General features: G+C 41.1%; 21 protein-coding genes and 1 tRNA gene. 13 read left to right on the top strand and 9 right to left on the bottom strand.

From position 1 onward, the window contains the following. Positions 1 to 9: 9 nt before the first annotated feature. From rsfS to leuS, 5 genes are read right to left on the bottom strand one after another with little or no spacing between them, the layout of a single operon-like run. Positions 10 to 327: a ribosome silencing factor gene (rsfS, locus tag QQK00_RS07110; protein WP_284216783.1), complete on the bottom strand. Its 318-nt coding sequence runs from the start codon at positions 325 to 327 to the stop codon at positions 10 to 12. Beyond that, a complete protein-coding gene (gene nadD, locus QQK00_RS07105) occupies positions 324 to 1,082 on the bottom strand; it encodes a nicotinate (nicotinamide) nucleotide adenylyltransferase (RefSeq protein WP_284216782.1) in 759 nt (252 codons plus the stop codon). The genes rsfS and nadD overlap by 4 nt, the downstream gene beginning before the upstream one ends. 12 nt (positions 1,083 to 1,094) lie before the next feature. Beyond that, positions 1,095 to 2,123 carry a DNA polymerase III subunit delta gene (holA, locus tag QQK00_RS07100; protein ID WP_284216781.1) on the bottom strand — a complete coding sequence of 343 codons (1,029 nt, stop codon included), beginning with the start codon at positions 2,121 to 2,123 and terminating at the stop codon, positions 1,095 to 1,097. A 7-nt stretch (positions 2,124 to 2,130) separates the two neighbouring features. Further along, positions 2,131 to 2,718: an LPS-assembly lipoprotein LptE gene (locus QQK00_RS07095; protein WP_284216780.1), complete on the bottom strand. Its 588-nt coding sequence runs from the start codon at positions 2,716 to 2,718 to the stop codon at positions 2,131 to 2,133. Next, positions 2,718 to 5,342, bottom strand: coding sequence for a leucine--tRNA ligase (gene leuS / locus QQK00_RS07090; protein ID WP_284216779.1), 2,625 nt, complete (start codon positions 5,340 to 5,342; stop codon positions 2,718 to 2,720). Before leuS ends, QQK00_RS07095 begins: the two co-directional genes overlap by 1 nt. A gap of 185 nt (positions 5,343 to 5,527) precedes the next feature. Between leuS and QQK00_RS07085 the strand changes: the two genes are divergently transcribed. Then, entirely contained in the window at positions 5,528 to 7,930 is a 2,403-nt protein-coding gene (locus QQK00_RS07085; RefSeq protein WP_284216778.1) for a Lon protease family protein, read from the top strand. Between the two features lie 49 nt (positions 7,931 to 7,979). Here the strand turns inward: QQK00_RS07085 and yhbY are convergent, their stop codons facing one another. Further along, positions 7,980 to 8,276, bottom strand: a complete 297-nt coding sequence (gene yhbY / locus QQK00_RS07080; protein ID WP_284216777.1) for a ribosome assembly RNA-binding protein YhbY — start codon at positions 8,274 to 8,276, stop codon at positions 7,980 to 7,982. 673 nt (positions 8,277 to 8,949) lie between these two features. Here yhbY and ftsH point away from each other — a divergent pair. The 6 genes from ftsH (at position 8,950) to QQK00_RS07050 (ending at position 14,546) form a co-directional block, all read left to right on the top strand. Next, on the top strand, positions 8,950 to 10,881 hold the full coding sequence (gene ftsH, locus QQK00_RS07075; RefSeq protein ID WP_284216776.1) for an ATP-dependent zinc metalloprotease FtsH: 1,932 nt from the start codon (positions 8,950 to 8,952) through the stop codon (positions 10,879 to 10,881). A gap of 171 nt (positions 10,882 to 11,052) precedes the next feature. After that, positions 11,053 to 11,889, top strand: coding sequence for a dihydropteroate synthase (folP, locus tag QQK00_RS07070; RefSeq protein ID WP_284217577.1), 837 nt, complete (start codon positions 11,053 to 11,055; stop codon positions 11,887 to 11,889). Between the two features lie 11 nt (positions 11,890 to 11,900). Next, positions 11,901 to 13,241, top strand: coding sequence for a phosphoglucosamine mutase (glmM, locus tag QQK00_RS07065; protein WP_284216775.1), 1,341 nt, complete (start codon positions 11,901 to 11,903; stop codon positions 13,239 to 13,241). A 93-nt stretch (positions 13,242 to 13,334) separates the two neighbouring features. Then, positions 13,335 to 14,075 (top strand): triose-phosphate isomerase, encoded by a 741-nt coding sequence (tpiA, locus tag QQK00_RS07060; RefSeq protein ID WP_284216774.1) that lies wholly within the window; start codon positions 13,335 to 13,337, stop codon positions 14,073 to 14,075. Then, positions 14,076 to 14,444 carry a preprotein translocase subunit SecG gene (gene secG / locus QQK00_RS07055; protein WP_284216773.1) on the top strand — a complete coding sequence of 123 codons (369 nt, stop codon included), beginning with the start codon at positions 14,076 to 14,078 and terminating at the stop codon, positions 14,442 to 14,444. It begins immediately after the preceding gene. Between the two features lie 16 nt (positions 14,445 to 14,460). Then, positions 14,461 to 14,546: transfer RNA gene (locus QQK00_RS07050), tRNA-Leu, on the top strand. Between the two features lie 64 nt (positions 14,547 to 14,610). Here the strand turns inward: QQK00_RS07050 and QQK00_RS07045 are convergent. Beyond that, positions 14,611 to 14,949: a hypothetical protein gene (locus tag QQK00_RS07045; RefSeq protein WP_284216772.1), complete on the bottom strand. Its 339-nt coding sequence runs from the start codon at positions 14,947 to 14,949 to the stop codon at positions 14,611 to 14,613. 124 nt (positions 14,950 to 15,073) lie between these two features. Between QQK00_RS07045 and nhaR the strand changes: the two genes are divergently transcribed. After that, on the top strand, positions 15,074 to 15,976 hold the full coding sequence (nhaR, locus tag QQK00_RS07040) for a transcriptional activator NhaR (RefSeq protein ID WP_284216771.1): 903 nt from the start codon (positions 15,074 to 15,076) through the stop codon (positions 15,974 to 15,976). A gap of 66 nt (positions 15,977 to 16,042) precedes the next feature. Here nhaR and QQK00_RS07035 read toward each other — a convergent pair whose 3' ends face one another. Next, positions 16,043 to 16,420, bottom strand: a complete 378-nt coding sequence (locus QQK00_RS07035) for a hypothetical protein (protein ID WP_284216770.1) — start codon at positions 16,418 to 16,420, stop codon at positions 16,043 to 16,045. Between the two features lie 337 nt (positions 16,421 to 16,757). On the opposite strand from QQK00_RS07035, the gene pnp reads away from it, so the two are divergent. From pnp to QQK00_RS07015, 4 genes are all read left to right on the top strand, one after another. Beyond that, positions 16,758 to 18,878: a polyribonucleotide nucleotidyltransferase gene (gene pnp / locus QQK00_RS07030; RefSeq protein ID WP_284216769.1), complete on the top strand. Its 2,121-nt coding sequence runs from the start codon at positions 16,758 to 16,760 to the stop codon at positions 18,876 to 18,878. Between the two features lie 215 nt (positions 18,879 to 19,093). Continuing rightward, on the top strand, positions 19,094 to 19,399 hold the full coding sequence (locus QQK00_RS07025; RefSeq protein ID WP_284216768.1) for a DUF1244 domain-containing protein: 306 nt from the start codon (positions 19,094 to 19,096) through the stop codon (positions 19,397 to 19,399). 147 nt (positions 19,400 to 19,546) lie between these two features. Further along, positions 19,547 to 20,434 carry a lipoprotein NlpI gene (gene nlpI / locus QQK00_RS07020; protein WP_284216767.1) on the top strand — a complete coding sequence of 296 codons (888 nt, stop codon included), beginning with the start codon at positions 19,547 to 19,549 and terminating at the stop codon, positions 20,432 to 20,434. Positions 20,435 to 20,442: 8 nt separating this feature from the next. After that, complete coding sequence (locus QQK00_RS07015; RefSeq protein ID WP_284216766.1) at positions 20,443 to 22,080, top strand: tetratricopeptide repeat protein; 1,638 nt, start codon at positions 20,443 to 20,445, stop codon at positions 22,078 to 22,080. A gap of 29 nt (positions 22,081 to 22,109) precedes the next feature. On the opposite strand, the gene cysZ is transcribed toward QQK00_RS07015, so the two are convergent. Continuing rightward, the gene (cysZ, locus tag QQK00_RS07010) at positions 22,110 to 22,844 is read right to left on the bottom strand and encodes a sulfate transporter CysZ (RefSeq protein WP_284216765.1); all 735 of its coding nucleotides are present in this window, start codon (positions 22,842 to 22,844) and stop codon (positions 22,110 to 22,112) included. Positions 22,845 to 23,138: 294 nt separating this feature from the next. Here cysZ and smc point away from each other — a divergent pair, with 294 nt between their 5' ends. After that, positions 23,139 to 26,588 carry a chromosome segregation protein SMC gene (gene smc / locus QQK00_RS07005; RefSeq protein WP_284216764.1) on the top strand — a complete coding sequence of 1,150 codons (3,450 nt, stop codon included), beginning with the start codon at positions 23,139 to 23,141 and terminating at the stop codon, positions 26,586 to 26,588. Positions 26,589 to 26,599: the final 11 nt, after the last annotated feature.

The following is a 26,599-nucleotide window of genomic DNA, read 5'->3' as shown; positions in this document are numbered from 1 at the left end:
AATTCTATTCTATTGCCAGAGTTTTTCTAGCTGATAAAAGTCTCTTGTGTCGTCTAGCATAATATGTGCCACAATATCACCAAGATCTACCAAAACCCACTCACCCGTATCTTTGCCTTCGACTGACAGAGGGGGCTTTTCGATTTGTTTGCATTCTACAATGAGATTATTGGCAATTGACGATACGTGCCTTTTAGACGTACCGGAACAAATGACCAAAGTATCTGTAACACTTGATTTTCCAACGACATCGATAACGATAATATCTCTTGCCTTCATGTCTTCGAGTTTGTCTTGTACAAACTGCGTCAATTTTTCTTGATTCAATCATCACCTATTTGATAAAGGTTGTTTGTTTTGATGTAGTTGAGCACTGGCTCGGGAATCCATTCAGAAACATCTTGCTTTGCTTGAATAGCTCTGCGAATTTCAGTTGACGAAATATCGTGATAACTACCATTGGTCATAAATACAGACCCATGCGTCGTATTGTTAAGGATTTGGTGCATTTGTTCAATTGATACCTGTTTAAATTTATCCAAATTATGCGTTTTTTTACGATTTTTCGGAAAATTCCCAGAATTAGGCGGCAAGATATCGTAAATATTGGCCGAATTTATGCTGATTGGTAAGGAGGAACCTTTTTCAGGGAGCGTTAGTAGATTGTTCTTGCGCATTGTTTGTTGCGCCTTTCTCGGCATAACCAACAAGTGGCACATCGACAAAATGTCTTGCCAACGGTACCACGTTGTGAAGTTTTGCCATGAGTCTTCGCCGACAATGAAAATCAAGCAATCACTAGGAAACTGCCTACGTAAATACTGCAAAGTATCGAAGGTATAGCTGGGTGCATTTTGTTCTAATTCAAAGGTATTTATAGATAAATTAGCACGTGTTTTTATGAACAATTCACACATAGCTAAGCGAGCAGCTTCGTTAGCGATACTCACTTTGTGAGGCGGAATATGGCAGGGTAATACGTCTATATGCCGTATCGCTAAGGTAGTTTGTATATAGTCGATCGATTGAAAGTGCCCTAAATGCGGAGGGTCGAAAGTGCCGCCAAAAAACGCTTTAATCATGCTGCTTTCCGGTTAAGAAAGACGAAGCTTATCAAGCGAGAGCGGCATAAACAGCATGGCTAAGTGACTAAGCAGTACAAAAGGTTTTTGTTGTGTCTCAGACTTCAGCAAACTATCGGCTTGCATCAAATCTCGTTGCATATTTTCAAGCGTTAGAATATCTAGTCTGCGCAACGCATTTTGATACATGGACTGCTTCGTTTGCCAGATTCGTAACGCCATGAAGTTTATTTTTCCATGTTGCTGAAGTTGACTTTTACAGGCGAGAAGTTTCCTGTTTTCATTAATCAGTGACCATAAAATAATGTTAGGTTCTACTCCTTCACTCTCTAGCCGAAGTAAAATTTTGACAGCTTTTTGTATATTTCCTTCAAGTACTTCATCGATAAATTGAAATACGTTGAAGCGAGATTGATCTACCAAAGCACGTTGCACTCTTTCAAGGTCAATAGTTTCTTCTGAGTAGATTAAGGCGAGTTTTTCGAGTTCTTGCCGCGTTGCTAATAAATTGCCTTCGCTCATATCTGCAACAAAAGAAATGACTTCAGTTGATAAGCGTAAACGCAATTCTGCAGCCTTGTTTTGTATCCAGCCGTGTAGTTGTCTTCCTTTAAGTTCATAGATTGGACAAAACCACGCATTTTGAGAGAGTAGTTTAAACCATTTAGCATTTTTTACGTCTTTGCCTATTTGACCGCCATGAACAAGTAATACAACATCTTGAATGTTGCTGGCCGCAAATTCAGAGAGTGCCTTTGCTCCCTGTGTGCCTGGTTTCCCTGTCGGTAAATAGAGCTCTATGTATTGTTTGTCGGCAAATAATGACATAGTCTGCGTTGCTTCAGTCAATTGGTGCCAACTAAAGTCACTATCAACATTCAATTGTTGACGTTCGGTAAACCCATTGGCAATGGCTTGTTTGCGCAGGGCATCGATAACGTCTAATTTTTGTTGCGGCTCATCGCCAAACACCAAGACTATAGGAGGCAGAGTGTCACGCTGAAGTTGTTGAGTAAATTGTTGTGGATTTACCTGAATCAATTGTCGTTTACTCTTCTTTTGCAGCAATTTCGATGGGTTTGGCTGTTGCGTATTGACTGGATAGCAGACGAATAATTCTATCTGCGGTTTCCGTACGCATTTCATCCATGATTAATTCTAGTTCTCTTGATTTTGCCAGAATGCGATCAGGATCCTCTTGGTATTCGCGGGCTACGGTCATCGTATTTTGGATGGGGGCCATGTAGGGGAAATACACTTCATATTCAACTGTATAAATCAGTTCGTATTCCGCGACTTGACCAGAACTGAACATTGACAATAAACGCCTTTCTAAGTTTTCTGGTTGCAAGCTGATACTCATGACTTTGCCTTCTTCAAGTAAGGCGGTGCTGGCCTGTGAAGGGCTCAGACTTTTTAACTGATAGATAGGCAAGCGTTTACTTAAACTTCTCGACAGTGGAGAGTATTGTAAAGCACTTGATACAACTATTGTGTCAATATTGTTTGGTAGGGTCTGAGAACCACGCAAAGTAAACCCGCAAGCAGCAAGTATAGTACACACAAGTAATACTATGACTACTTGTAGGCAATACTTGCATGCGCTATTTACTGACATATTTAACGTTAATGACATTAATTAGCCACTATATTGACAAGTTTGTTCGGTACGACAATTACCTTGCGTACTGTTTTACCATCAGTAAAACTTTTAACATTTTCTTGTGTTAACGCTAAGTTTTCAAGCGTCGCTTTATCGATGTCGGCTGGCACTGTAATTTTGGCCCTAAGTTTACCGTTTACCTGTACTATGATCAGTTTTTCGTCGTCTATCAAGGCAGATTCATCTGCAGTAGGCCATGTGGACGTTTGTAATTCTCCTTTGCACTCAAGTACTTCCCATAGCGCTTCACAGATGTGGGGCGTAACGGGATTTAGCATTTGTACTAGTGCACTTAAACCATGCTGGAAAATCGCTTTATCTTGAGCATCTTCGACCGTGTATTTGTTTAAAGCATTTAATAATTCCATTAACTTAGCGATGGCAGTGTTAAATGTTTGCCTACGACCAATATCATCAGAAACCTTAGCGATCGTCTGGTGTATTTCTTTACGCAGTTCTTTTTGCTTTTTCGACAATGAAGACGGGGTAATCTCGACAAGATCATCCGCCGACGTTGCATGCTCTTGGACAAGTCGCCATAAGCGCCTTAAGAATCTGTTTGCACCCTCTACTCCTGATTCGATCCATTCTAAATCCTGCTCAGGTGGCGCAGCAAACATAGTATAGAGCCGAATTGTATCAGCACCATAGACATCAATCATAGTTTGTGGGTCTATGCCGTTATTCTTTGATTTAGACATTTTGATCATGCCAGCAAATTCAACTGTTTCACCATTTGATTTAAGCCAGGCTTTAGCAATTCTGCCTTTGTCGTCGCGTTCAACTTCTACATCTGCCGGGGAATGCCAAATGTCTTTTCCGCTTTCATTTTTACTAAAAAATGCGTTGGCTAGCACCATGCCTTGGCATAATAAGCGCGTAAAAGGTTCGTCACTTTTTACCATGCCCTGATCGCGCAACAATTTATGAAAAAAGCGCGCATATAACAAATGCAATGTGGCATGCTCGATGCCACCCACATATTGGTCAACGGGTAACCAATAGTTAGCTTCAGTTGGATCTAGCATTGCGTTGTCCGGCGCAGAGGCGTAACGAGCGTAGTACCAAGATGACTCCATAAAGGTGTCGAAGGTATCCGTTTCTCGTGTTACCGCTTTGCCATCATGTGTTGTTTTTGCCCATTCTGGGTCTGATTTTATCGGTGACGTAACACCGTCCATAACGACATCTTCAGGCAATAATACGGGCAAATCGTCGGCATTGACAGGATATGAGTTCCCATCTTCGTCATTTACAATTGGAATTGGAGAACCCCAATAACGTTGGCGAGATACACCCCAGTCTCTTAAACGATAATTGACCGTTTTGCTACCTTTGCCCATTGTTTTTAATTTTTCAGCAATCCCATCAAAGGCTTCCTGAAAAGATAAGCCGGTATAGTCGCCGGAATTTATTAGCGTGTTCTTTTCTGCATAAGCGCTAGTTGATAAGTCTACGGTATCACCTTCTTTGGCGTCGACTACTTGTAAAATCGGCAGTGTATATTTTGTCGCAAATTCCCAGTCTCGTTGGTCATGTGCAGGCACAGACATTACGGCACCAGAACCATAGTCCATCAATACAAAATTGGCGACCCATACAGGCAGCTTTTCGCCAGTGAGCGGATGAGTAACCGAAATGTTTAGTGGTAGACCTAGCTTTTCCATTGTTGCCATGTCTGCTTCAGACGTTTTGGTTTGCTTACATTTTTCAATAAACTCGGCTAACGCAGGTGAGGTTTTGCTTAACTCTAAAGAAATAGGATGTTGCGGTGCAAGCGCCAAGTAACTCACGCCATACAGGGTGTCAGGCCGAGTTGTATAGACTTCTAGCTCAGAATAACCAGCGATTGCTTCTGTTAAGTCGAAACTAAGATCGACGCCTTCCGAACGTCCAATCCAATTTTTTTGTGCTAACTTTACTTGGCTAGGCCAATTTTCTAGTTTCTCTAAATCGTTTAATAGTTCTTCGGCATAGTCGGTAATCTTTATAAACCACTGTGGAATTTCTTTACGCTCTACTGTTGCCCCTGAGCGCCAGCCTTTCCCGTCGATCACTTGTTCATTCGCAAGTACGGTTTGGTCTATCGGATCCCAATTAACCGTTGCATTTTTTTTATACACTAAACCTTTGTCAAACAATTGAGTGAAAAACCATTGCTCCCAGCGATAATAATCGGGCTTACAGGTGGCAAGTTCTCTGCGCCAATCATAACCAAAGCCGAGTGCATTCAGTTGGCCTTTCATGTAATCAATGTTTTTCATTGTCCATTTAGCCGGTGCCGTTTTATTTTCTATGGCTGCGTTTTCTGCAGGTAAACCGAATGCATCCCAACCAATTGGTTGTAGCACGTTTTTACCTTGCATACGCTGAAAACGACTAATTACGTCACCGATTGTATAGTTTCTGACGTGTCCCATATGCAGACGACCACTGGGATAAGGAAACATACTGAGGCAATAAAATTTTTCCTTATCTTCCGCTAAATCTGCATTAAACGTGGCGTTGTTCTGCCAATGTGCTTGAACGCGGTTTTCGATGGATTTTGGGTCGTAATTATTCTGTTCTACCGACGTAGAGACATCAGGGTTGGACATCTGGTTTTTATTCTCTGTTAATTAGTTTACGCTATAGCCCTATAGAATAACGTGTAACTTGGGTTCTCGACAATCACTTTGCGAGCTTTTTAACTCACTTTTACCACGTGACAAGATTTTATGTACGCATTTGCCTCCCTCGCGGAGAAATCAAGAAAGAAAACACAATACGACGACTGGGAATAATGACGATAAAAACGAATACTTTAAACGCGTACAAGGAGTGCAAGATTTTAGCAAGTGCACTTACGCCCGAAATATCTATTGGCGAAGACGATGATAGTCAAGTTGACAGTCATTTTTTGATTGGCCAAGAGCGCGCTAAACAAGCATTAGCGTTTGGCTTAGGTGTAAAGTCGACAGGATACAATATTTATGTAATGGGGGAGCAGGCGACAGGCAGATTTACCCTTATTACTGATTACATTCAGAATGAAATTAGGCGCACACCAGAAATATTTGATTGGTGTTATTTGAATAATTTTGAAAACGAGCGCGAACCGCTAGTGTTGAAATTACCCGCTGGCGCAAGTAAATCCTTAGTAAATGATATGAATGCTTTGGTTGATGAGGTCTTAGCAACTTTCCCAACGGCATATGAGAACCCCGGCTATCAGCGCAGAAAAGCCGCGATTGCTCGTCACTATGAACAAAAATATGACCATGCAATTGATCAAGTAGAAGCTTATGCGTTGAGCAAAAGTGTCGCTTTAATTGAAGATGGTTCAAGCATCAGTTTTTCACCTATTGTTGATGGTAAACCGGTTTCGGATGCCGAATTTACCAGCTATCCAGATGACGTGAGAAAGGATTATTATGCGTTAATAGATTCTCTTGAAGAAGCATTAACGGAGGCACTTTTAGAGTTACCTGGATGGCAACGTGAAAGTACCGAAAAACTTAAACAGTTAAAAAAAGATGTGACTGAACAGGCTATTCGTCCATTAATAAAAGAGCTTCAGCATAAGTATTCAGGCAATCTGCAAGTACAGCGATATATCACCTCACTTAAGCCTAATTTAATAGACGCTGTCATTGAGCACCTAGGTACTACCGGGAAAGATGAAAAGCAAGACGAATACGATCATCGTGACATATTTGTTGAAACTTATGTACCCAATGTATTAGTTGCGAGTAAAGTCGATGCGTCAGTACCATTAGTGTATGAGGCGAACCCTACATATCAAAATTTGTTTGGCAAAATTGAATACACCAGTGTGCAGGGGAGTGTATACACAAGTTACAGGATGATCACCGCTGGCGCATTGCACAAAGCAAATGGCGGTTATTTGGTTGTTGAAGCCGATAAGTTATTGGCAAACCCTCAGGTGTGGGACGCATTAAAATTGGCGTTGAAATTTGGGAATATCCGTCTTGATATTCCACAACATGAACCTGGCATGGTAAATTCTATTACGCTGTCTCCTGAACCAATAAAGTTGGATGTAAAACTGATTCTTCTTGGCTCACGCAGTTTATATTATGCGCTGCAAGACTATGATCATGAATTCCCTGAGCTATGCAGAGTATTAGTCGATTTTGATGACGAAATTCCTTTAACGCCAGAAACACAATCGCAATTCATTAAGCGCATTAAACTTGAAGTGCAAAAACTAAATATTGAAAGCATAGACAATAATGCGCTGAAAGCCTTGCTTACGTTTAGTTTACGAACGGCTGAGCATCAAGAAAAACTGAGTGCACGATTTGCTGAAATCATAGAGTTATTGCATGAAGCTGCCTATTTTTGCCATCAAGAAAAAAGTAACACAATTAATGTAAATATTGTCCAACGTGCACTACAGGCTAAAAAGTATCGAACAGGGCGGGTGTCATCCCAGTTTTTGGAAGATATGCAGGAAGGACATGTCATTATTCGTACTGCGGGATCGGCGTGTGGAACATTAAACGGCCTTACTGTACTTGACATTGGCGACACTGCTTTTGGTACGCCAGCGAGAATTACCGCAACCGTTTATGCCGGATCTAATGGCATAATCGACATTGAGAGAGAAGTAGAGTTAGGGCAATCAATACATTCTAAAGGGGTGATGTTGCTAAGTGGGTATTTAGGCAATAAATACGCACAGAGCTTTCCGCTTACGCTAAGTGCAAATATTGCACTGGAGCAATCCTATGGCTATATCGATGGAGACAGTGCGTCGTTGGCTGAACTCGTCGCGCTTATTTCCGCGTTAACTGACACACCTATTCATCAAGGGATTGCCGTTACAGGCTCCATTAATCAGTTGGGTGAAGTGCAGGCTGTCGGTGGAGTGAATGAAAAAATAGAAGGTTTTTTTGAATTGTGCGCAACGCGCGGACTTTCTGGTGAACAAGGCGTTATTATCCCGCGCTCCAATTGTGTTAACTTAGTGCTAAGCCAAACTGTTATTGCGGCTGTTGAAGCAAATGCCTTTCATATCTATTCCGTTGCAAATGTTGATCAAGCCATTGAAATTTTAACGGGAAAAATCGCCGGTACGCTAAGCAGTCAGGGGAGATATCCAAAAAAATCTGTACATTCGATGGCTGTTCAACGTTTGCATGCTATTGCTGACGTCGTCAACGGTGGTGATGGCGAGTAAGCGTTCGTATAGGAAGGGGCAGTTTAAACAACAGTATAAACAATAAAGCCTATTTTTTAGGTAGGCTTATTTTTGCGTCTTCACTCGCTTTGTAGATTACTAGCACGTGTCCAATCGTTTGCACTTTCGTGGATTTGGTTTCTCCTACGATGGCATCCATGATGAGTGCTTTTTCTTCGCGATCATCACTCGGTACTTTCACTTTAATGAGTTCGTGGTGGCTAAGCGCATTTTCTATCTCAGCGACCACACCTTCAGTGAGACCATTTCCGCCTAACTGAACGACGGGTTTTAAATTGTGGGCTAAGCCTTTTAAATATTGCTTTTGTTTGTTTGATAAGTGCATATATAAAATATTTATCTATTAACTGTAAGTAAAGTCTTGAATTTCACTATTCTACCTCTACTTTATATTCATTGCGACAAACGAAACACTTGAAAGGCAAAAAAAGACGTCCGTTGCGATTCGCGGAAGATTTAGAAAGTTAACTAGGTCACAGTTATAGTCGATGCTTGGTTAAAATGGTACGTAGTGCGATTTATCTTTAACGTCTGCCAAAATGGTATCTTTATTGCGGTTGATATTGTGATAGTAAATTCTTTGACAGATATGCTTTTGAGTCAGTTGATTTGACGGGCGAAAAACTTTACACGCTTTTATTGACCAAAATCAACGTGAACAACGTAACTATTGTATTGTCCGATATATCGTTTTACGAGTGTGTAAGCCATTCAATTGACTAAGTGTATGTGTCGATATGAATGAGAACTAAATACCCGCTATTTGATATGAAATAGATAGCAAATTTGTAATAAAAATTGTCAGTGACATATGTTTTTTGATTATTTTCATGCTGTGTCACGGGTGTTTATAAGTGTTATGGGCCTTGAACTAGATTCATTTAGTGCTTGTTGTAGACAAGCCGATATGGTGGCTAAAGGCCATAAAGTATAGTAATCTTTGAGTATATACGTGTGAGTTATCGCGTAATTAATTTGTTTTTTAGGGGTAAGTAGCTTTGAGCGATATGGCAAAAAATCTCATTCTGTGGCTGTTCATTGCCGTTGTACTGATGATGGTTTTCAAAAATTTTTCTGGTTCTGAAACTACAGGCACAACCACAGACTACACGTCGTTTATACAAGATGTGCAACGAGGTGATGTGAGAGAAGTGACAATCGACGGTCGAGAAATTCGTGGTTTTAGTCGTGCGAACGAATCATTCACTACATATATTCCAGTGCACGATGAGAAGCTGATTGACGATTTAGTTAAGAACAACGTTAAAGTGTTTGGTAAACCACCAGAGCAACCCAATTGGTTTATGCAAATTCTGGTGTCTTGGTTCCCGATGCTGCTACTTATCGGTGTCTGGATATTCTTCATGCGCCAGATGCAAGGCGGTGGCGGTAGAGGCGCTATGTCATTTGGGAAGAGTAAGGCACGCCTACTGAGTGAAGATCAAATTAAAACAACCTTTGCCGACGTTGCTGGTTGTGATGAAGCCAAGGAAGAAGTCTCCGAACTAGTTGATTTCTTGAGAGATCCGACAAAATTCCAGAAGTTGGGTGGAAAAATTCCTAAAGGCGTGTTGATGGTTGGTCCTCCAGGCACAGGTAAAACCTTATTAGCAAAAGCGATTGCTGGCGAAGCAAAAGTGCCATTCTTTACAATTTCTGGTTCTGACTTTGTTGAAATGTTTGTTGGTGTAGGTGCATCTCGCGTTAGAGACATGTTTGAGCAAGCCAAAAAGTCGTCACCATGCATAATTTTCATTGATGAGATCGACGCGGTTGGACGTCAACGTGGCGCTGGTCTTGGCGGCGGGCATGATGAAAGAGAGCAAACATTAAACCAAATGTTGGTTGAAATGGATGGTTTTGAGGGGCATGAAGGTATAATTGTTATTGCGGCGACTAACCGCCCTGACGTACTTGATCCAGCCTTACTACGTCCTGGACGATTTGATAGACAAGTCGTTGTTGGTTTACCAGACATTCGTGGCCGTGAGCAGATATTGAAAGTACACATGCGCAAGGTACCCATTGCTGACGATGTCGAAGCATCTGTTATTGCTCGTGGTACACCGGGTTTTTCTGGTGCAGATTTAGCTAACTTAGTAAACGAAGCTGCCTTATTTGCCGCTCGCTCTAATCGACGCCTTGTGGCGATGGAAGAATTTGAAAAAGCAAAAGACAAAATCATGATGGGTACAGAACGACGCTCAATGGTTATGTCTGAAGAAGAAAAAGCAATGACGGCTTATCACGAAGCTGGGCATGCCATTGTAGGCCGTTTAGTGCCAGATCATGATCCAGTATATAAGGTGTCTATCATTCCTAGAGGGCGAGCGTTAGGGGTGACAATGTATTTACCTGAACAAGATCGCGTAAGTTACACTAAACGTCATCTTGAAAGTATGATTTCGAGTTTGTTTGGGGGACGTATTGCAGAAGAAGTTATCTATGGAGAAGACTCTGTCACGACAGGCGCGTCAAACGACATTGAACGTGCCACAGATATTGCGAAGAAGATGGTGACGCAATGGGGCTTGTCTGCAAAACTTGGCCCTCAACTTTACGCTGAAGAAGAAGGCGAAGTGTTTTTAGGTCGTTCCATGAGTAAATCGGCCAATGTATCTGATGAAACCGCCAGAACCATCGACAGTGAAATTAAAGAAGTCATTAATAAGAACTATCAACGTGCATACAAAATTTTGCAGGAGAATATGGATATTCTGCACTCCATGAAAGATGCTTTAATGAAATATGAAACGATTGATGCTAAGCAAATAGATGACTTGATGGAGCGAGTAGACGTTAGACCGCCTGCTGATTGGCAAAAAGATAGCGATTCAAATTCAGACAAGCCCAGTGGTGGCGCGTCGATGGATGTAGGAAAAGAAGACAAACCTTCTGACGATGGTGAAACGACTACTTCGTCTAATTAATTGAAAAATGGAAAGAAAAAACACCGGCGCTGCCGGTGTTTTTGTTTGTATTTGATTTAAATACTAAGTGTTATTTTGTATGATAATTAAATTGTTAGTTTCTATCGCAGTGATAGAACCCGGTAGTGGGTCACAGTTTGACGAGACAACTTTGAGCACAAACATATCATGATGGAATTCGGTAATAAAACAGTTGTTTTTGATGGTCCTAAGGTGATGGGAATTTTAAATGTCACGCCAGACTCATTTTCAGACGGTGGAAAATATAAAGATGTCAATAAGGCGATTGATCAAGCCGCAGAGATGGTTAAAAAGGGAGCGACCTTTGTCGATATCGGGGGAGAGTCAACTCGCCCTGGCGCAACAGAGGTGCTTGTCGATGAAGAGCTTAATCGTGTTATTCCAGTAATTGAGGCCATTCACGCACGTTTTGACACTATTATTTCGATAGATACTAGCAAACCTCAAGTCATGCTTGAAGCTACCGCTGTCGGTGCGCGATTAATTAATGACGTTAGGGCTTTGCGCCTAGATGGAGCGTTAGACGTAGCGACAAAATTAGCAAAGGAAAAGAATATCCCAAGTTGTATCATGCATATGCAAGGGAGTCCGCTGACTATGCAGAATAACCCCAAGTATGATTCTGTGGTCGACGAAGTCCTCGCATTTTTCAGAGAGAGAATTGATACGCTTGTGGATGCAGGTTTTAAGTATAAACAAATTATGATTGATCCAGGCTTTGGGTTTGGTAAAAATTTGGAAGATAATTATCAACTGCTTAAACACTTCCTTCAATTTACTGAGTTTGATTTGCCTGTATTGGCCGGTATGTCGCGCAAACGTATGATCGGAAATTTATTGAATAAAGATGTTGAAAATCGCCTGACTGGCGATATATCTACACATACAATAGCGGCACTTTATGGTGCCAGTGTTTTACGTGTCCATGATGTAGAGGCCATTGTGGATGTAGTAAAAATTATCGATAAAATTAATAGCGTTAGCTAATAGGATAATATATGTCTGAAAGACAATACTTTGGAACAGATGGAATTCGCGGACGTGTAGGGCAGAATGTTATTAACCCAGAGTTTGTGACAAAGTTAGGTTGGGCTGCTGGTAAAGTACTTGCCGGTCACGGTACCAACAAAGTATTAATAGGCAAAGACACAAGGATTTCGGGTTATATGCTTGAGTCTGCATTGGAAGCTGGTTTGTCAGCGGCAGGTATCAATATTGGCCTACTTGGGCCTATGCCGACACCCGCCATCGCATATTTAACTAAGACCTTTCGCTCAGAAGCAGGCATAGTCATCAGTGCTTCTCACAATCCATATTATGACAACGGAATTAAGTTCTTTTCTTCCAATGGTAGAAAATTACCTGATGAGATTGAAGCGGCAATTGAAGCGCAAATGGATTTGCCAATGACCTGTGTTGACTCTGACAAATTGGGTAAAGCAATTAGAATAAACGATGCCGCTGGCCGGTATATTGAGTATTGCAAAGGTACTTTCCCATCTGAACTATCTTTAAATGGTTTAAAGGTAGTTGTTGATTGTGCACATGGCGCAACCTATCACATTGCACCAAATGTACTCAGTGAACTGGGGGCAAAAGTCATTGAAATTGGTACATCGCCTGACGGCTTAAACATCAACAGAAAAGTGGGTGCTACGTCGCTGAAGGCAATTACCGATGCCGTAAAAGAACATAAAGCTGACTTTGGTTTAGCCTTAGATGGTGACGGTGACCGAGTAATGATGGTGGACGAGAAAGGTAATGTGGTTGATGGTGACCAAATTATTTTTATTATTGCAAGAGATGCACTCCGTTCCGGAAAGTTAAAAGGCGGTGTTGTTGGTACCAAAATGTCAAATTTAGGGATGCAATTGGCCGTTGAAAATCTTGGTGTACCTTTTGTTAGAGCTGATGTAGGAGATCGATATGTAATGGAACTTCTACTTAAGAATGGGTGGTGCATCGGTGGTGAGAACTCTGGTCACGTACTTAATTTAGAATATGCGTCGACAGGAGATGGTATAGTTGCTGGTTTGCAAGTCATTGCAGCGATGATTAGAGCAAACATTCCACTAAGTTCTTTAGCTTCGGGTTATACCAAATTCCCTCAAACGCTGATAAATGTTAAATACGAGGCGAGTGCTGGAAACCCCTTAGATAATGCCTTGGTACAAAAATCGGTAGTTGAGGTTGAAAAAACATTGGGGAATACTGGTAGGGTATTATTAAGAAAAAGTGGTACTGAGCCATTAATTAGAGTCATGGTCGAAGCAGAAGAAGGTGAGATGGCGCAGAAATGTGCACAAAAAATAGCTAACGAAGTAGAAAACGCCAACTAATCGCTAAATTTTTACGCTAGTTACTTGTTATTTATTACGCTCTTCGTTAATATCTTCGCCGCTTTGTGATGCGGCACTTCATAAGGTGGAAATATGCAAAATAGTAAACGTATGATGGTTGCCGGAAATTGGAAGATGAATGGCAATCTAGAAATGTTAAGCCATTTCAAATCTTCACTTCCAGTATTTGAAAACATCGATGTGGTTCTATGCGTTCCTTCTGTTTACATTAAAGAAGCTGTAGGTGCAAACTTTTCTGTTGGCGCTCAAGATTGTAGCGAACATGAAAGTGGCGCGTATACTGGTGATATTTCCCTAAGTATGCTTGCAGAGTTAGGGGCTGAGCATGTTATTATTGGTCACTCTGAACGCCGTCAAGCATATAGCGAAACAAATGAACGAGTGGCTATAAAAGCCGAAAAAGCCTTAGAAAACGGTTTTGTGCCTATTGTTTGTGTAGGCGAGCCCTTAGAAGTAAGAGAAAGCGGAAACGTTTTTGAATTCGTAGGGGAACAGCTAGCTGCAATCTTAAATCGTTGCAAGCAACAATTGGACAAATTGGTCATTGCCTACGAACCTATTTGGGCCATTGGTACTGGCAAGACTGCTTCACCAGAGCAAGCGCAAGAAGTGCATGCATTTATTAGAAGCGAGTTAAAAAAGAGTAGTGAGCTATACTCACAAATAAGTATTTTATACGGTGGTAGCGTAACGGATGTTAATGCGGCCGAATTGTTTGCTCAGCATGATATAGATGGTGCCTTAGTAGGCGGAGCAAGTTTAAAAGTAGACAGTTTTAAAATAATTTGCGAACACGCAAATAAGAGGAATTAGATGTCTTTATACGAAATTTTATTGGTTGCTTATCTGATCGTTGCATTAATGCTGATTGGATTCGTATTAATACAACAAGGAAAGGGTGCTGAAGCGGGTGCATCTTTTGGCGCTGGTGGTTCAAATACAGTATTTGGTTCAAGTGGATCTGGTAACTTCATGACCAGAACAACCGCTATTTTAGCGACCTTGTTTTTCCTTATTAGCTTAATTATCGGAAGTATTACCGCAGGTTCAAGTGAACAGGAAGGTGAGTTCCAGAATATTGATGTCCCTGTTGACGTTCCTGTCGTTCCAGTCAACGATTCAGATGTTCCTGTGAGTGATTCAAGCGAAACAACTGACGTCCCAGCAGCAGACCCTGAATAGTAAAAATAAAGATTATGCGGAAGTGGTGGAATTGGTAGACACGCCATCTTGAGGGGGTGGTGAGCTATGCTCGTGCGGGTTCAAGTCCCGCTTTCCGCACCAAATAAAAACGGCAGCATTAGCTTGCCGTTTTTTTCTAATTGTATTGTTTGTTCACAGCATACTCTTATAAACGCCGGACAGAGTCCGTAGAAATACGATTAAGCTGTCGATGTTTTAGATGTCTATCAATAATACGCTTAGATTTGCCAACAAGTAGTAAAACGGCGTTATCTAATTTGTCTGCCCTAGCTTCTAGGCTAATTTTGTTAGTGCCAGGCAAAGTGAATGTAGCTGAAGTCATTACCAATTTAGTGTTGTCTGCGCTGGATGCTTCCTCAATGGTAATTGTGTAATTATCGACCACAGTAACGAATCGCGATAAATTTAAACCTAACCGAGTATCTATCATCGTTTTTTCGGCATCTGAAATTTTTAAATCTTTGCAATTTATTTTGTATTGCATTTCTTAATCATCAATTAAAAATTACCATATATTGTAATTTAACAATAAAAAGTGAACGAAAAAATTCGATTAAAAGTATAAGAATTAGTCGAAAAAAATGATGGATTCTTTCGGAACGCAGTAAATGGCAGATAATTTTAACTATAAACACCTGCATTATTTTTGGGTTGTGGCTACTGAAGGCAGCATTGCTAGGGCTGCTGAGAAGCTGTTTATTACGCCTCAAACAATTAGTGGTCAACTAAGTATGCTAGAAGAGCGTATTGGTCAGCCCTTGTTTGATCGAGTCGGGCGACGACTAAGATTGACTGAAACCGGGCGATTGGTGCTCCGCTATGCGGATGAAATTTTTGAGCTAGGTAAAGAGCTTACGGATGTGCTTAGAGGCGCGCCTTTAGTCGGCACCTCCGAATTCATCATTAGTGCGGCAAGCGCATTGCCTAAGACAATTGTTTATAAAATTTTGGAGCCAGCACTAAGCCTCTCTGAAGATGTCAGTTTATTATGTAAAGAAGGACCAGTCGAAACTATCTTAGGTGAGTTAGCTGTACACGAAGTCGATATGGTACTTACCGATACGCCGCTGTCTAGCGCATTTAGTGTTAAGGCTTATAACCACTACCTTGGGCAATCAGATTTGACATTTTTTGCCGCACCAGAGCTAGCGGGTCAACTCAAAGGAAGCTTTCCTGACTGTTTGAATAATGCGCCAATGTTGTTGCCTACTAAACAGTACGCTATTCGCCAGCTCTTTGATAAATGGAGTCACGATGCCGGTATCTTCCCACTAATTAGAGGCCAATATGACGACAGTGCTTTGATGAAAAGTTTCGGAAAAGCAGGGTTTGGCGTGTTCTTTATGCCTAGCATAATTGAAGACGAGGTAGAAAAAGGTTTCAACGTTGACATTATTGGTAATTTGAGCGAAATAACGCAAAAATTCTATGCGATATCTGCTGAACGCAAAGTCACGCACCCTGCGGTTGCTGCAGTATGTAGTGCCGCTCGAGATATTATTTTTAAATAAGTTTTATTCTTGCAGACAAATGATTATCTGCACCTAGTCATATTGTCGTTGTTCTAGGCGCTGAAGTTACGCAGAGCCGAAGGTCTTAAACTCAGGCTTTTTGCTTTGCTGATATGTACCGGTAAGCTTTGCTATTAACATATGTTCTGCACAATTGGGTTTCAGGCGATTACTCAATTGTTCTATTTCGTCTTTCGATAATGACTGAAGCCATTCAGTATAAAACGCGACAGCGCGTTTTTTTCGTTGAATGTAAGCTAAAGTCATCGAGCTAAAAACTATTGAGAATATCAAGAAACAAGCGATTGCTAATTCTTTAGGTGTATGTCCAAAAATCGCAGAGCTACACACAACGATTGTGATTGAACTAGATAAGTATAGAGATAAATACTCTGCGATACCGTTTGCTGGGAGAAAATCAGTTATTCTTTTATATATAAGCATGGTATAGGCCTTAAGCGTACTGCTATTGTTAATTGCCCTAATATTTTTATTTCTGGTAACTAGAAAAGTGGTAAAACCCCTTCTCATAATTACAGTATCGTCTCAAATTACATGAATTAGGTTTTGTTTTTCATACCTTTGTATTCAGGTGTGGCAATAAAAGAGTAAGTGGATTTGAATAAACAAAAGGCCGTATTGGTAATCTTTGAATATAAAAGCTTGCTTTAGCGAGGTTTTTTACTCATTAAGTATTTAGTTTGATGGTATTGCTATATATATGCAGCTATAATATGCGCGCGTTTAAAAGCAAATAGTTATTAATTTTAAAGGATAAATAGTGACTCCTATTACAAAAACATTCCAGTATGGTCAGCATACTGTAACGCTTGAGACTGGTGTAATCGCCAGGCAAGCATCTGCCGCAGTACTTGCGAGCATGGACGATACATCAGTTTTAGTGACTGTTGTTGGTAAAAAAGAAGCAAAAGCTGGTCAAAGCTTTTTTCCTCTTACTGTAAATTATCAAGAAAAAACATATGCCGCAGGTAAAATACCTGGTGGTTTCTTTAAACGTGAAGGTCGTCCTTCAGAAAGCGAAACGCTTATTGCACGTTTAATCGACAGACCCATTCGTCCACTATTCCCTGATGGATTCATGAATGACGTTCAGGTGGTCATCACAGTTGTATCTGCTAACCCAGAGATCCCTACTGATATTATTTCGATGATTGGTACATCCGCTGCGCTTGCGATTTCAGGTATTCCATTTAACGGACCAATTGGCGCTGCAAGAGTTGGCTATATCAATAACGAGTTTGTACTGAATACCCGTACAAGCGAAACTGAAAATAGCCAACTTGATTTAGTTGTCGCAGGTACGCAAAGCGCAGTATTGATGGTTGAGTCTGAAGCTGATATCTTACCTGAAGATGTCATGTTGGGCGCCGTTGTATACGGTCATGAGCAATCGCAAACTGTTATTAATGCGGTGAGCGAATTTGCAAGTGAAGTGAACACTACGCCTTGGGACTGGGTTGCACCTGAAGAAAATACGGCACTTAAAGATAAGATCAAGGCAATTGCTGAAGCTGAAATGACAGCTGCTTATCAAATTTCAGACAAGTTAGCGCGTAAAGATGCTGTAACAGCAATCACTGAGAAAACAGTAGAAACCTTAGTTGCGGAAGATGAAACGCTTGATGCTGCTGAAATTGCCGACTTAACTCACGAGCTAGAAAGTGACGTCGTTCGTTCACGTATTTTATCGGGTGAAAAGCGTATTGACGGTCGTGACCCTGAAACAATCCGTGCGCTACATGTAGCCACCGGCGCCTTACCTAGAACGCATGGTTCAGCATTGTTTACACGTGGTGAGACGCAAGCATTAGTTGTGGCAACGCTTGGTAATGAGCGTGATGCACAGATGATTGATGAGTTAAGTGGTACATCAAATAGTCGCTTTATGTTGCACTACAACTTCCCTCCGTATTGTGTAGGTGAAACTGGCATGATTGGTTCGCCAAAACGTCGTGAAATTGGTCACGGTAAGTTGGCAAAACGTGGAATTCAAGCGGTAATGCCGTCTGAAAAAGACTTTCCTTATGTTGTTCGCGTCGTATCAGAAATTACTGAATCGAATGGTTCTTCGTCTATGGCATCTGTTTGTGGTACGTCTTTAGCGTTAATGGATGCAGGTGTGCCAATCAAAGCGTCCGTTGCAGGTATTGCGATGGGCCTTGTGAAGTCTGATGAAAACTTTGTGGTATTGTCAGATATTCTTGGTGATGAAGATCACTTAGGAGACATGGACTTTAAAGTGGCAGGTACTACTAATGGTATTACTGCACTGCAAATGGACATTAAGATTGAAGGTATTACCACAGAGATTATGCAAATAGCGCTTAAGCAAGCAAAAGAAGCGCGCTTACATATTTTGGGTGTAATGGACCAAGCAATTTCTGGCCACAGAGATGAAATGTCTGAATTCGCGCCACGCATATATCAAATGAAGGTTGATCAAGACAAAATCAGAGATGTGATTGGTAAAGGTGGTGCAACGATTCGTGCCATTACTGAAGAGTCTGATACCAATATTGAAATTGAAGATGATGGTACGATTAAGATTTTTGCGACTGAAAAAGCGAAAGCTGATATTGCAATCTCTAAGATTGAAGCTGTTACTGCTGAAGTTGAAATTGGCAAGGTATACCACGGTAAAGTATCTCGCATCGCAGACTTTGGTGCGTTTGTAGAAGTACTTCCTGGTAAAGATGGTTTAGTGCATATTTCTCAAATTGCTCACGAGCGAGTGGCGAAAGTGACGGATTATTTGTCTGAAGGTCAAATGGTTGACGTAAAAGTCATGGATATTGATAGACAGAATCGCGTTAGGTTGAGTATGAAAGAGTTGATTGAAAAGCCAGCTCAAGCGCCTCAAGACGACGCAAACGAAGAATAGTCAAATCTTCGCATCTAATTTGGAAGGAGCCTTTTGGCTCCTTTTTTGTTCTTTGGATACTCAAATTTCTTGCGCATGCTTTTCAAGTGATCGCTACCTACATGTCACTACAATTTACAGCGAAATTTGTTAGAATTGAGCCAAACCGAAAGATAGCTAGAGTACGCACTAGTCTTACTATCTGATATTTAAAATTTTAGTCTTAGGAATAAACAATGTCTGATAATCAAGCAAATACTGAGAAACTTGAAGCTGCCGCTTTTAGACGTTTGCTAAAACATTTGGATGACAACAAGCAAGTACAAAATATCGATTTAATGATTACCGCAGATTTTTGCAGAAACTGCTTATCAAAGTGGTATATGGCCGAAGCTAAGGCACAAGGCGTTGAAATGGACTACGATGAAGCCCGAGAAGCCATTTACGGCATGCCATATTCAGAATGGAAAGAGAATCATCAACTACCTGCGACTCCTGAGCAAATGGCTGCTTTTGAAAAAAGGCGTGAAGGCAAAGCATAAATTAATGACGTATTGTTCTTTGAATACTGGGCCTTTTTAAGTAGACTAGTTGGTAGTACATCCTGTTTAGTTATCCATGCTAAGGCGCATTTTACTGCCGTAATTGAGATGATGAGATTGGGTTAAAAATCAAATAAAGGAGCGTGTGTGACGCTAGGCCGTATTAAGGTAATTTGGCTATTACTAATTATTCTTGGTGTGAGTGCTTGTCAATCAACTGCGACAAAGCCTTCATTTACCAATAGTCTTTTACTCGCAGAACCTGAACCCACAAGCCAGCGCTCTCAAATGGTGATTGCGCGGTATACACATATTCTTTATAAAGCGCCCTTAAGTGATGATGAAAAAGCAGAGCTGTTATTTCAACGCGGCATTGCTTACGATGCGATTGGGCTAACTAGTTTGGCTCGCTTAGATTATGTCGAAGCGTTAAAACTTAAGCCAGATATGGCCGCCGCGTATAATTCTGTAGGTGTTCACCATATTCAACAAGGTAACTACTTACAAGCTTATGAAGCGTTTGATTCCACGCTTGATATCAATCCCGAATATCATTTTGCCTTGTTGAACCGAGGTATTGCGCTTTATTATGCTGGCCGAGCAGAATTGGCATCAGCAGACACAGCAGCGTTTTTAGAGAAAGACAAGTCTGATCCTTATCGAGTGTTATGGAACTTTATTACCGAAAATAAAGTTGACCCAGTGGCCGCTGCGAGTGAACTTGCCGCACATCGACAGCGCCTTGATGAATCAAATTGGGCAACGAGTATTGTCGATTTTTACCTTGGAAACATTGATGAGAAAACGGTTATCGCATCTTTGCTAAAAGAAGTAAATTCTCAAGCAGAACTGAATAATAGGCTATGTGAAGCCTACTTTTATCTTGGTAAATATCATGCTGCTAGAGGAAATCAAATGATAGCAGCTAATTACTTTAAATTGTCTTTAAGTACCAATGTGCATGAGTATGTTGAGCACAAGTACGCCAGAATTGAACTGGGCAATTTACGGTCTCAGTCGACGAATACGCCTTAATACATTCCATGTTGACTCAAAAAGTAAAGTGGTTCGCATTAGGTATAGTGCTGCTATTTTCTGGTAGCGGCTATAAAAATGCTAGCTATCTACTTAATGTTGGTATTGAAAAGCAAAACCCTTACCTTATTTGGCAAGCGTTTGTTTTAGGCGAATCCGACGCTAGCGCGGCACTTCTTAACCTTAAATTGTCTGACACGTCTAAAGTACTTTGGTATGACGTATTGGCTCTGAATGGCAATATTGACGCTGCAAAATACCTAGCTGACAATACGATTCATAAAGGCACCCAAACCCACTACTACAGATTGGCTGCTGAGCAAGGCGATGCCAATGCGCAATTCGAGTATGCCCTGCTGCAAGACGCAGACCTAAGCGAAATGCAACGGTTTTTGACCTTGTCGGCCGAACAAGGTTACCCGCCAGCGGTTATTGCTTATGCTAAATTCCTTCACGCAAAACTAGATGCAAATGAAGCTGATATATTATATTGGTTGGATAAAGCTTCAAAACTTGACGCCGAAAGTGCGATTAAGTTGGCAAAGCGTTTTTGGCTTAATCATAACAAAAAGGACGCGATTAAGTACTTCGAACATGCCAAAAGTATGGGCAATTCGAGAGCATCAGCATATATTAACGTGTTGCAAAATTATAATGAACAAACACTAAACGCATTATTTGACAATGCGGAAACGGGCACAGACGTGAATTGTTTGCAGACAATACAGCCCATTGCGCGGTCTTTAGAATCAATGGTGCAGGCGGTATCAATGTACAATGACTTTAAAAAGGACGAGCGTTTGGCATCGCTGGACATGTGCTTGCTAGTGCCGCGTTGGTTACCTGAGAATGAAATGAAATGTCATTTTGACACAAGCACTGGTAGGAATACTTGTGATTTGATTGAATTGGCATCGTATAAGAAAAATCTCCCTTTTAGCCATATGGTGTTTTTTGTAGAGCGCGGAAAAGCTTATGTTCAAAATGGCATTATGTATGTGGATTTGGCTGATGAATACTCTGTATTTGTGCATGAGCTTGCACATTTTGTTGGATTTGTCGATGAGTATAAGTTGACTGAAGCGACGGCCAATAACTACTGTATGCCTGACAGTGTACCAAACTTACTCTTCTATGAACCTTCGGCGCCAGAAGCGCGAAAAAAGCTAGCGTGGTGGAACGAACTGTTTGATAAAACGCAACTCCGGATCAATATGCCTGATGATATCGAGGGTAAAAAAAGCGTGGCAACGATATTGGCCGGTGAGAATGCACTGGGTCAAAGTAAGGCGCAAAAGGCTGCGCCTATTGATAATACTGGAGCAGGAGAAGGGGTAGCAGTAGATAGTATAAATGTCGAAGGGCCATCGTTGATTGAACCAGAGCCTCAACCTAGTTTGAGTATTTCATCAAGCAGAGCGTGCGATAGTCTGGATATAAAGTCATTTAAACCGACATCTGAAATTACCTTTTTAGAACATCACGACACTGAAAATATTCCAGCGCTATATATTCATATGTGGCAAGCTATGCTCGAAGAAAAAACAGATGAAAAGCCACTAATTAAAGCACTATTTAATGCGGCCAATCAAAGTAAAAATGCCGATTTAATTGACCATTGGGCAGATGTTTATTATTCCCTATAAGGATACTTGTCAGGAGTCTGAGTGATGTACTATCTGCGCGACAAGGCATTGTCTCTCAATTGTTCAACCCACATCTGCGTTGCGCCGCATATTGCCACTGGCATGACGATAAAATTGAGTATAGGGATAAGAGAAAATATATTCACCATTATACCGAAACTAAAACTTCTACCCTTATCTTCTGCTAGTTGCTGACGCATTGGTTTAAATCCGATTTTATGATTATCGAAAGGGTAGTCGCAATATTGAATAGCCATCATCCACGCGCCAAACAGAAACCACAAAATTTGGCCTATCACCGGGAGTAAGAAAAACGCAATTAAAAATACAAGTGCTCTCGGCAGAAAGTAACCAAGTTTTGCTAATTCACGACCCAGTGTGCGAGGAATGTCTTTAACTACAGCGGAAAACCCCTCGTTACCCATCGGTTCATTTCGTAAATGTAACTCAATTTTTTCACTTAAAATGCCATTAAATGGTGCTGCAATCCAATTTGATAACGTCCCAAATAGCAAGGCGAAAACCAACAAGATAGCAATAATTGCTATAGGGAATAGCACATAGCTAAGCCAGCTTAAAAAAGCGGGTAATAACTCAAGTATGTACGTAACTCCGTCATTGATGTAATCAACGATGAAGTACAATGACACCGAAAATAGCACTAAATTAACGATAAACGGTATGAATACAAAACGCTTAATTCCTTTCGTAGTAATGAGGTCAAACCCATTAAGGAAGTATCGCGCACCACTTGTATTTGGCATTATGTCTCCTAATTCTCTTTTTTGCATACTTATATAGCTACATTCCAAAAAACTACAACTAAATAACCATCAACAGCAAAATAACTATCAACAACAAAATTATACGCGTTTGGATACGAACCGATACGAACAATTGTTACTAATCTTGTCTATCAACTGACGTTTAATAAGATTTCTTAATCTATAGTTGTTGTTCCTGCAAGAAGTATAGCCTACACTAGCAAAGCACTTTACGCTGCATGCTATCAAAGTAACTATCTAATTTAGAAGAGAAATTAAGCACTTAACACAACTATGCGGTTAAAACGAATTAGACTCGCGGGCTTCAAATCTTTTGTCGATCCGACCACTATTCCTTTCCCTGGCGATATGACGGCGATACTTGGGCCAAATGGGTGTGGAAAGTCTAATGTTATTGACGCAGTAAGATGGGTCTTAGGTGAAAGCTCAGCAAAAAACTTGCGCGGTGATGCTATGACTGATGTTATCTTCAATGGTTCTAGCGCCCGCAAGCCCGTATCTCAATGTTCCGTAGAATTAGTCTTTGACAATACATCCGGCAGAATAGCGGGCGAATATGCGTCATACAATGAACTCTCTATAAAACGGGTTGTTACTAAAGAGGCTATTTCTACATATTTGCTAAACAGTGCAAAATGCAGGCGTCGTGATATAACGGACTTGTTTTTAGGCACTGGGCTTGGCCCACGCAGTTATGCCATTATTGAACAGGGCATGATATCCAAACTGATTGAATCAAAACCTCAAGAACTTCGTGTTTTTATTGAGGAAGCCGCAGGTGTTTCTAAATATAAAGAACGCCGAAAAGAAACCCAAACGAGAATTAAACACACGAAAGATAACCTTGAGCGATTAGAAGATGTAAGAGCTGAACTCGGAGATCAGCTTGCGAAGTTAAAACGTCAAGCGGTGGCAGCCACTCGGTACAAAGAACTTAAGGAAGAAGACCGTACCTTAAAAGCGCAGTTAGCGACCTTACGCTGGTTAGCACAGACTGAACTGGTTAAGCAATCAGACAAAGTTATTTTACAACATCGTGAACAGCTCAATAATTTGATGGCGGGTAAACAGCAGGATGAATCGGGTCTGCAAGCGCTCAAGAATGAACAAACCATGTTTAAGCAAACGGTCAATGATATTCAACAGCAAATATATCGCCTTGGTAACGAGATCACCAAAGTTGAACAGTCTCAACTCTTTGCGAAAAAGCGCGGTTCTCAAATTCAAATTGAAATCGATCAAATCTCCCAGCAATCCTCAGAAGCTAAACATGCATTGACGAGTGTTGAAACAGAGCTGGACGATACTGAACAACTTATTATGGCGGCAGAGCCTGAACAACTGACTATTGAAGCGCAACTAGAAGATATTGCACTGCGTAAGCAAGACGCAGAAGCAACGTTGGAAGCATTAAGCAGAGAGTATAAACGTCAAGATGACCAGTATCTTCAACAGAAGCAGCAGTTACAGCAAAAACATGGAAAAATGCAGCAAACGTTGAGTTTACAGCAACGAACAGAATCAAGAATAGCTGAATTGACATTGGAACTGGATGAATTTCTGGACAATCATGATGAAGATTTGTCTTTGCTTCAAGCGCAACTCGAAGACGCTAAAATGGATTTATTGAGCTGCGAAGAAACGCTTGAAGAAAAACAGGCTGGACTTAATCAGGCAAAAAACTTGTTTGTTGATAAAGATACGGCTCATCGGGAACTTGAAAAAAAACAGCTTACTCTGCAAGCGCAGTTTGACGCGCTTTCGGCAATGCAGGTCCAAACTAACAAAAACATACCAGAGTGGTTAGTGGGTAATTCGACTCCAATTTGGCAAGCGTTTTCGATTGCTGAAGGCTACGAAAAAGCCTTGGAAGCGGCATTAAGGTTGTTTGGTGATGCCTTGGTTTGTGGCAAGGACCAGTCGATGGACCTGTCACTACCTCTGATTCAAGGCGTCCTATTTAGTCAGCGCTTTGTCACTGAAAAAGTTGAAGGTACGCTGGCAAGCATCGTCTTGCAAGCTGAGGTGCCAGCACTATTTAACACCATTACTGTGGTAGAGGATGTGCTTGATGCACAACATAAGGTCGCTGATTTATCTGGATTTCAAAGTATTCTTACCAAAGAGGGTACATGGATTTTTTCTAGTGCGGTTATATCTAGCGCGTTGGAGCAAGACAGTAAAGTGGAGCGCGCAGCGTCCATGCGCAAAATTAGAGGGCAATTGTATACGCTAGACGTCGAATTAAGTGATGCTGCACAAGTCTTAGCGGATAGTCGCGTCAACGTTGATAAGGTGGAAGGTGAGGTGCAGAATGTTAAGACCATACAATTACAACACTCACAGCAAGTACAACAACTTGAGAACCAGTGGCAATTTTCTCAAATGCGTCAAGCGCAAGACAAACAACGAAAGCAAAAGGTACAAAGTGAATTGCAAAAGCAACAAAGTACACTCGTTGAAGAAGAAGAAAGTTTAGCCTTACTTAATGAGGAAATTGAAGAGTTAAGTGTGCAAGTTGCAATACTTGAAGAAGAGCGACAAGAGCAGGATATTGCAAAAGAGCGGCGTACTCGACAGATTCAAGATATTAATACCCAATATGCGCAAGTACAAGCGCGGGCTCATGAGCATGCGATGCAAGCCCAGCGTTTACAGAATTCATACCAGATACTGAATGAACAAAAACGCACTAAAACACAGCAAATGGAAGATTATGCTGACAAGTTAAATTTATTGCGCGACGAAGCGGAAACCTTACTCATGCCTTCTGAAGAACAGGCGGAAATACTGCAAGAGATGTTGCTTGAAAAAGAAAGTTTGGCGGACGAGCAACAAACACAGGCACAAGCGCTTGCAAAAGTAGAACAACAAATCAGCGATATAGAGAAGGGGCAGGCCGGTGTAAATGCACGAGTAGACGCCGTAAAAGCTGAGATTGAGAGTGAAAGGCTGCATGGAGAAACTGCGCGCGTCAGGGCACAATCTTTTATTGAGCAATTAGCTGAAATGAAGCAAGCCATAAAAGACGTATTGGCCTTATTACCTGAAGATGCTGATGAACAAAATTATCAATCTAGATTAGAAAAAGTTAGTGCGTCACTACAGCGTTTAGGCGCAGTCAACTTAGCCGCTGTGCAAGAGTTTGAAGAACAGTCAGAACGCAAAAAGCATCTGGATACCCAAAACGAAGATTTAACGAGTGCGCTAGAAACGCTTGAAAATGCCATGCGTAAGATTGATAAAGAAACGAAAAGTCGATTTAAATCTACTTACGATAAAGTGAATGAAGATCTAAAATCGTTATTTCCTAAAGTATTTGGTGGTGGTTCGGCGTATCTCGCTTTAACAGATGATGACTTACTGGATACGGGTGTTACTATAATGGCAAGGCCACCGGGTAAGAAAAATAGTACAATTCAGTTACTATCTGGTGGAGAAAAAGCGCTAACCGCATTATCATTGGTATTTGCTATCTTTAGACTGAATCCTGCGCCGTTTTGTCTGCTGGATGAAGTAGATGCGCCACTGGATGATGCGAATGTCGGGCGCTTTTGTAAACTCGTCGCAGAAATGTCAAAAACTGTGCAGTTTATTTACATAACACACAATAAAGTTGCAATGGAGATGGCGACCCATTTGACCGGTGTGACCATGGCGGAACCTGGCGTTTCAAGAATGGTCTCAGTGGATATGGAAGAAGCCTTAGCGATTGCTGAATAAGAAGTAAAATA

The sequence above is a fragment of the Agaribacter marinus genome (genome assembly GCF_030160655.1).
GTDB lineage: Bacteria > Pseudomonadota > Gammaproteobacteria > Enterobacterales > Alteromonadaceae > Glaciecola > Glaciecola marina.
The sequence above is the reverse complement of the archived record's forward strand: the minus strand, read 5'-3'. Positions and strand labels throughout refer to the sequence as shown.

Excerpts from the sequence above, each read along its gene's own strand:
- nadD (WP_284216782.1), bottom strand. The coding sequence starts at position 1,082 with ATGATTAAAGCGTTTTTTGGCGGCACTTTCGACCCTCCGCATTTAGGG.
- QQK00_RS07095 (WP_284216780.1), bottom strand. The coding sequence starts at position 2,718 with ATGTCATTAACGTTAAATATGTCAGTAAATAGCGCATGCAAGTATTGC.
- leuS (WP_284216779.1), bottom strand. The coding sequence starts at position 5,342 with ATGTCCAACCCTGATGTCTCTACGTCGGTAGAACAGAATAATTACGAC.
- QQK00_RS07085 (WP_284216778.1), top strand. The coding sequence starts at position 5,528 with ATGACGATAAAAACGAATACTTTAAACGCGTACAAGGAGTGCAAGATT.
- yhbY (WP_284216777.1), bottom strand. The coding sequence starts at position 8,276 with ATGCACTTATCAAACAAACAAAAGCAATATTTAAAAGGCTTAGCCCAC.
- folP (WP_284217577.1), top strand. The coding sequence starts at position 11,053 with ATGGAATTCGGTAATAAAACAGTTGTTTTTGATGGTCCTAAGGTGATG.
- glmM (WP_284216775.1), top strand. The coding sequence starts at position 11,901 with ATGTCTGAAAGACAATACTTTGGAACAGATGGAATTCGCGGACGTGTA.
- tpiA (WP_284216774.1), top strand. The coding sequence starts at position 13,335 with ATGCAAAATAGTAAACGTATGATGGTTGCCGGAAATTGGAAGATGAAT.
- secG (WP_284216773.1), top strand. The coding sequence starts at position 14,076 with ATGTCTTTATACGAAATTTTATTGGTTGCTTATCTGATCGTTGCATTA.
- QQK00_RS07045 (WP_284216772.1), bottom strand. The coding sequence starts at position 14,949 with ATGCAATACAAAATAAATTGCAAAGATTTAAAAATTTCAGATGCCGAA.
- nhaR (WP_284216771.1), top strand. The coding sequence starts at position 15,074 with ATGGCAGATAATTTTAACTATAAACACCTGCATTATTTTTGGGTTGTG.
- QQK00_RS07035 (WP_284216770.1), bottom strand. The coding sequence starts at position 16,420 with ATGCTTATATATAAAAGAATAACTGATTTTCTCCCAGCAAACGGTATC.
- QQK00_RS07025 (WP_284216768.1), top strand. The coding sequence starts at position 19,094 with ATGTCTGATAATCAAGCAAATACTGAGAAACTTGAAGCTGCCGCTTTT.
- QQK00_RS07015 (WP_284216766.1), top strand. The coding sequence starts at position 20,443 with ATGTTGACTCAAAAAGTAAAGTGGTTCGCATTAGGTATAGTGCTGCTA.
- cysZ (WP_284216765.1), bottom strand. The coding sequence starts at position 22,844 with ATGCCAAATACAAGTGGTGCGCGATACTTCCTTAATGGGTTTGACCTC.
- smc (WP_284216764.1), top strand. The coding sequence starts at position 23,139 with ATGCGGTTAAAACGAATTAGACTCGCGGGCTTCAAATCTTTTGTCGAT.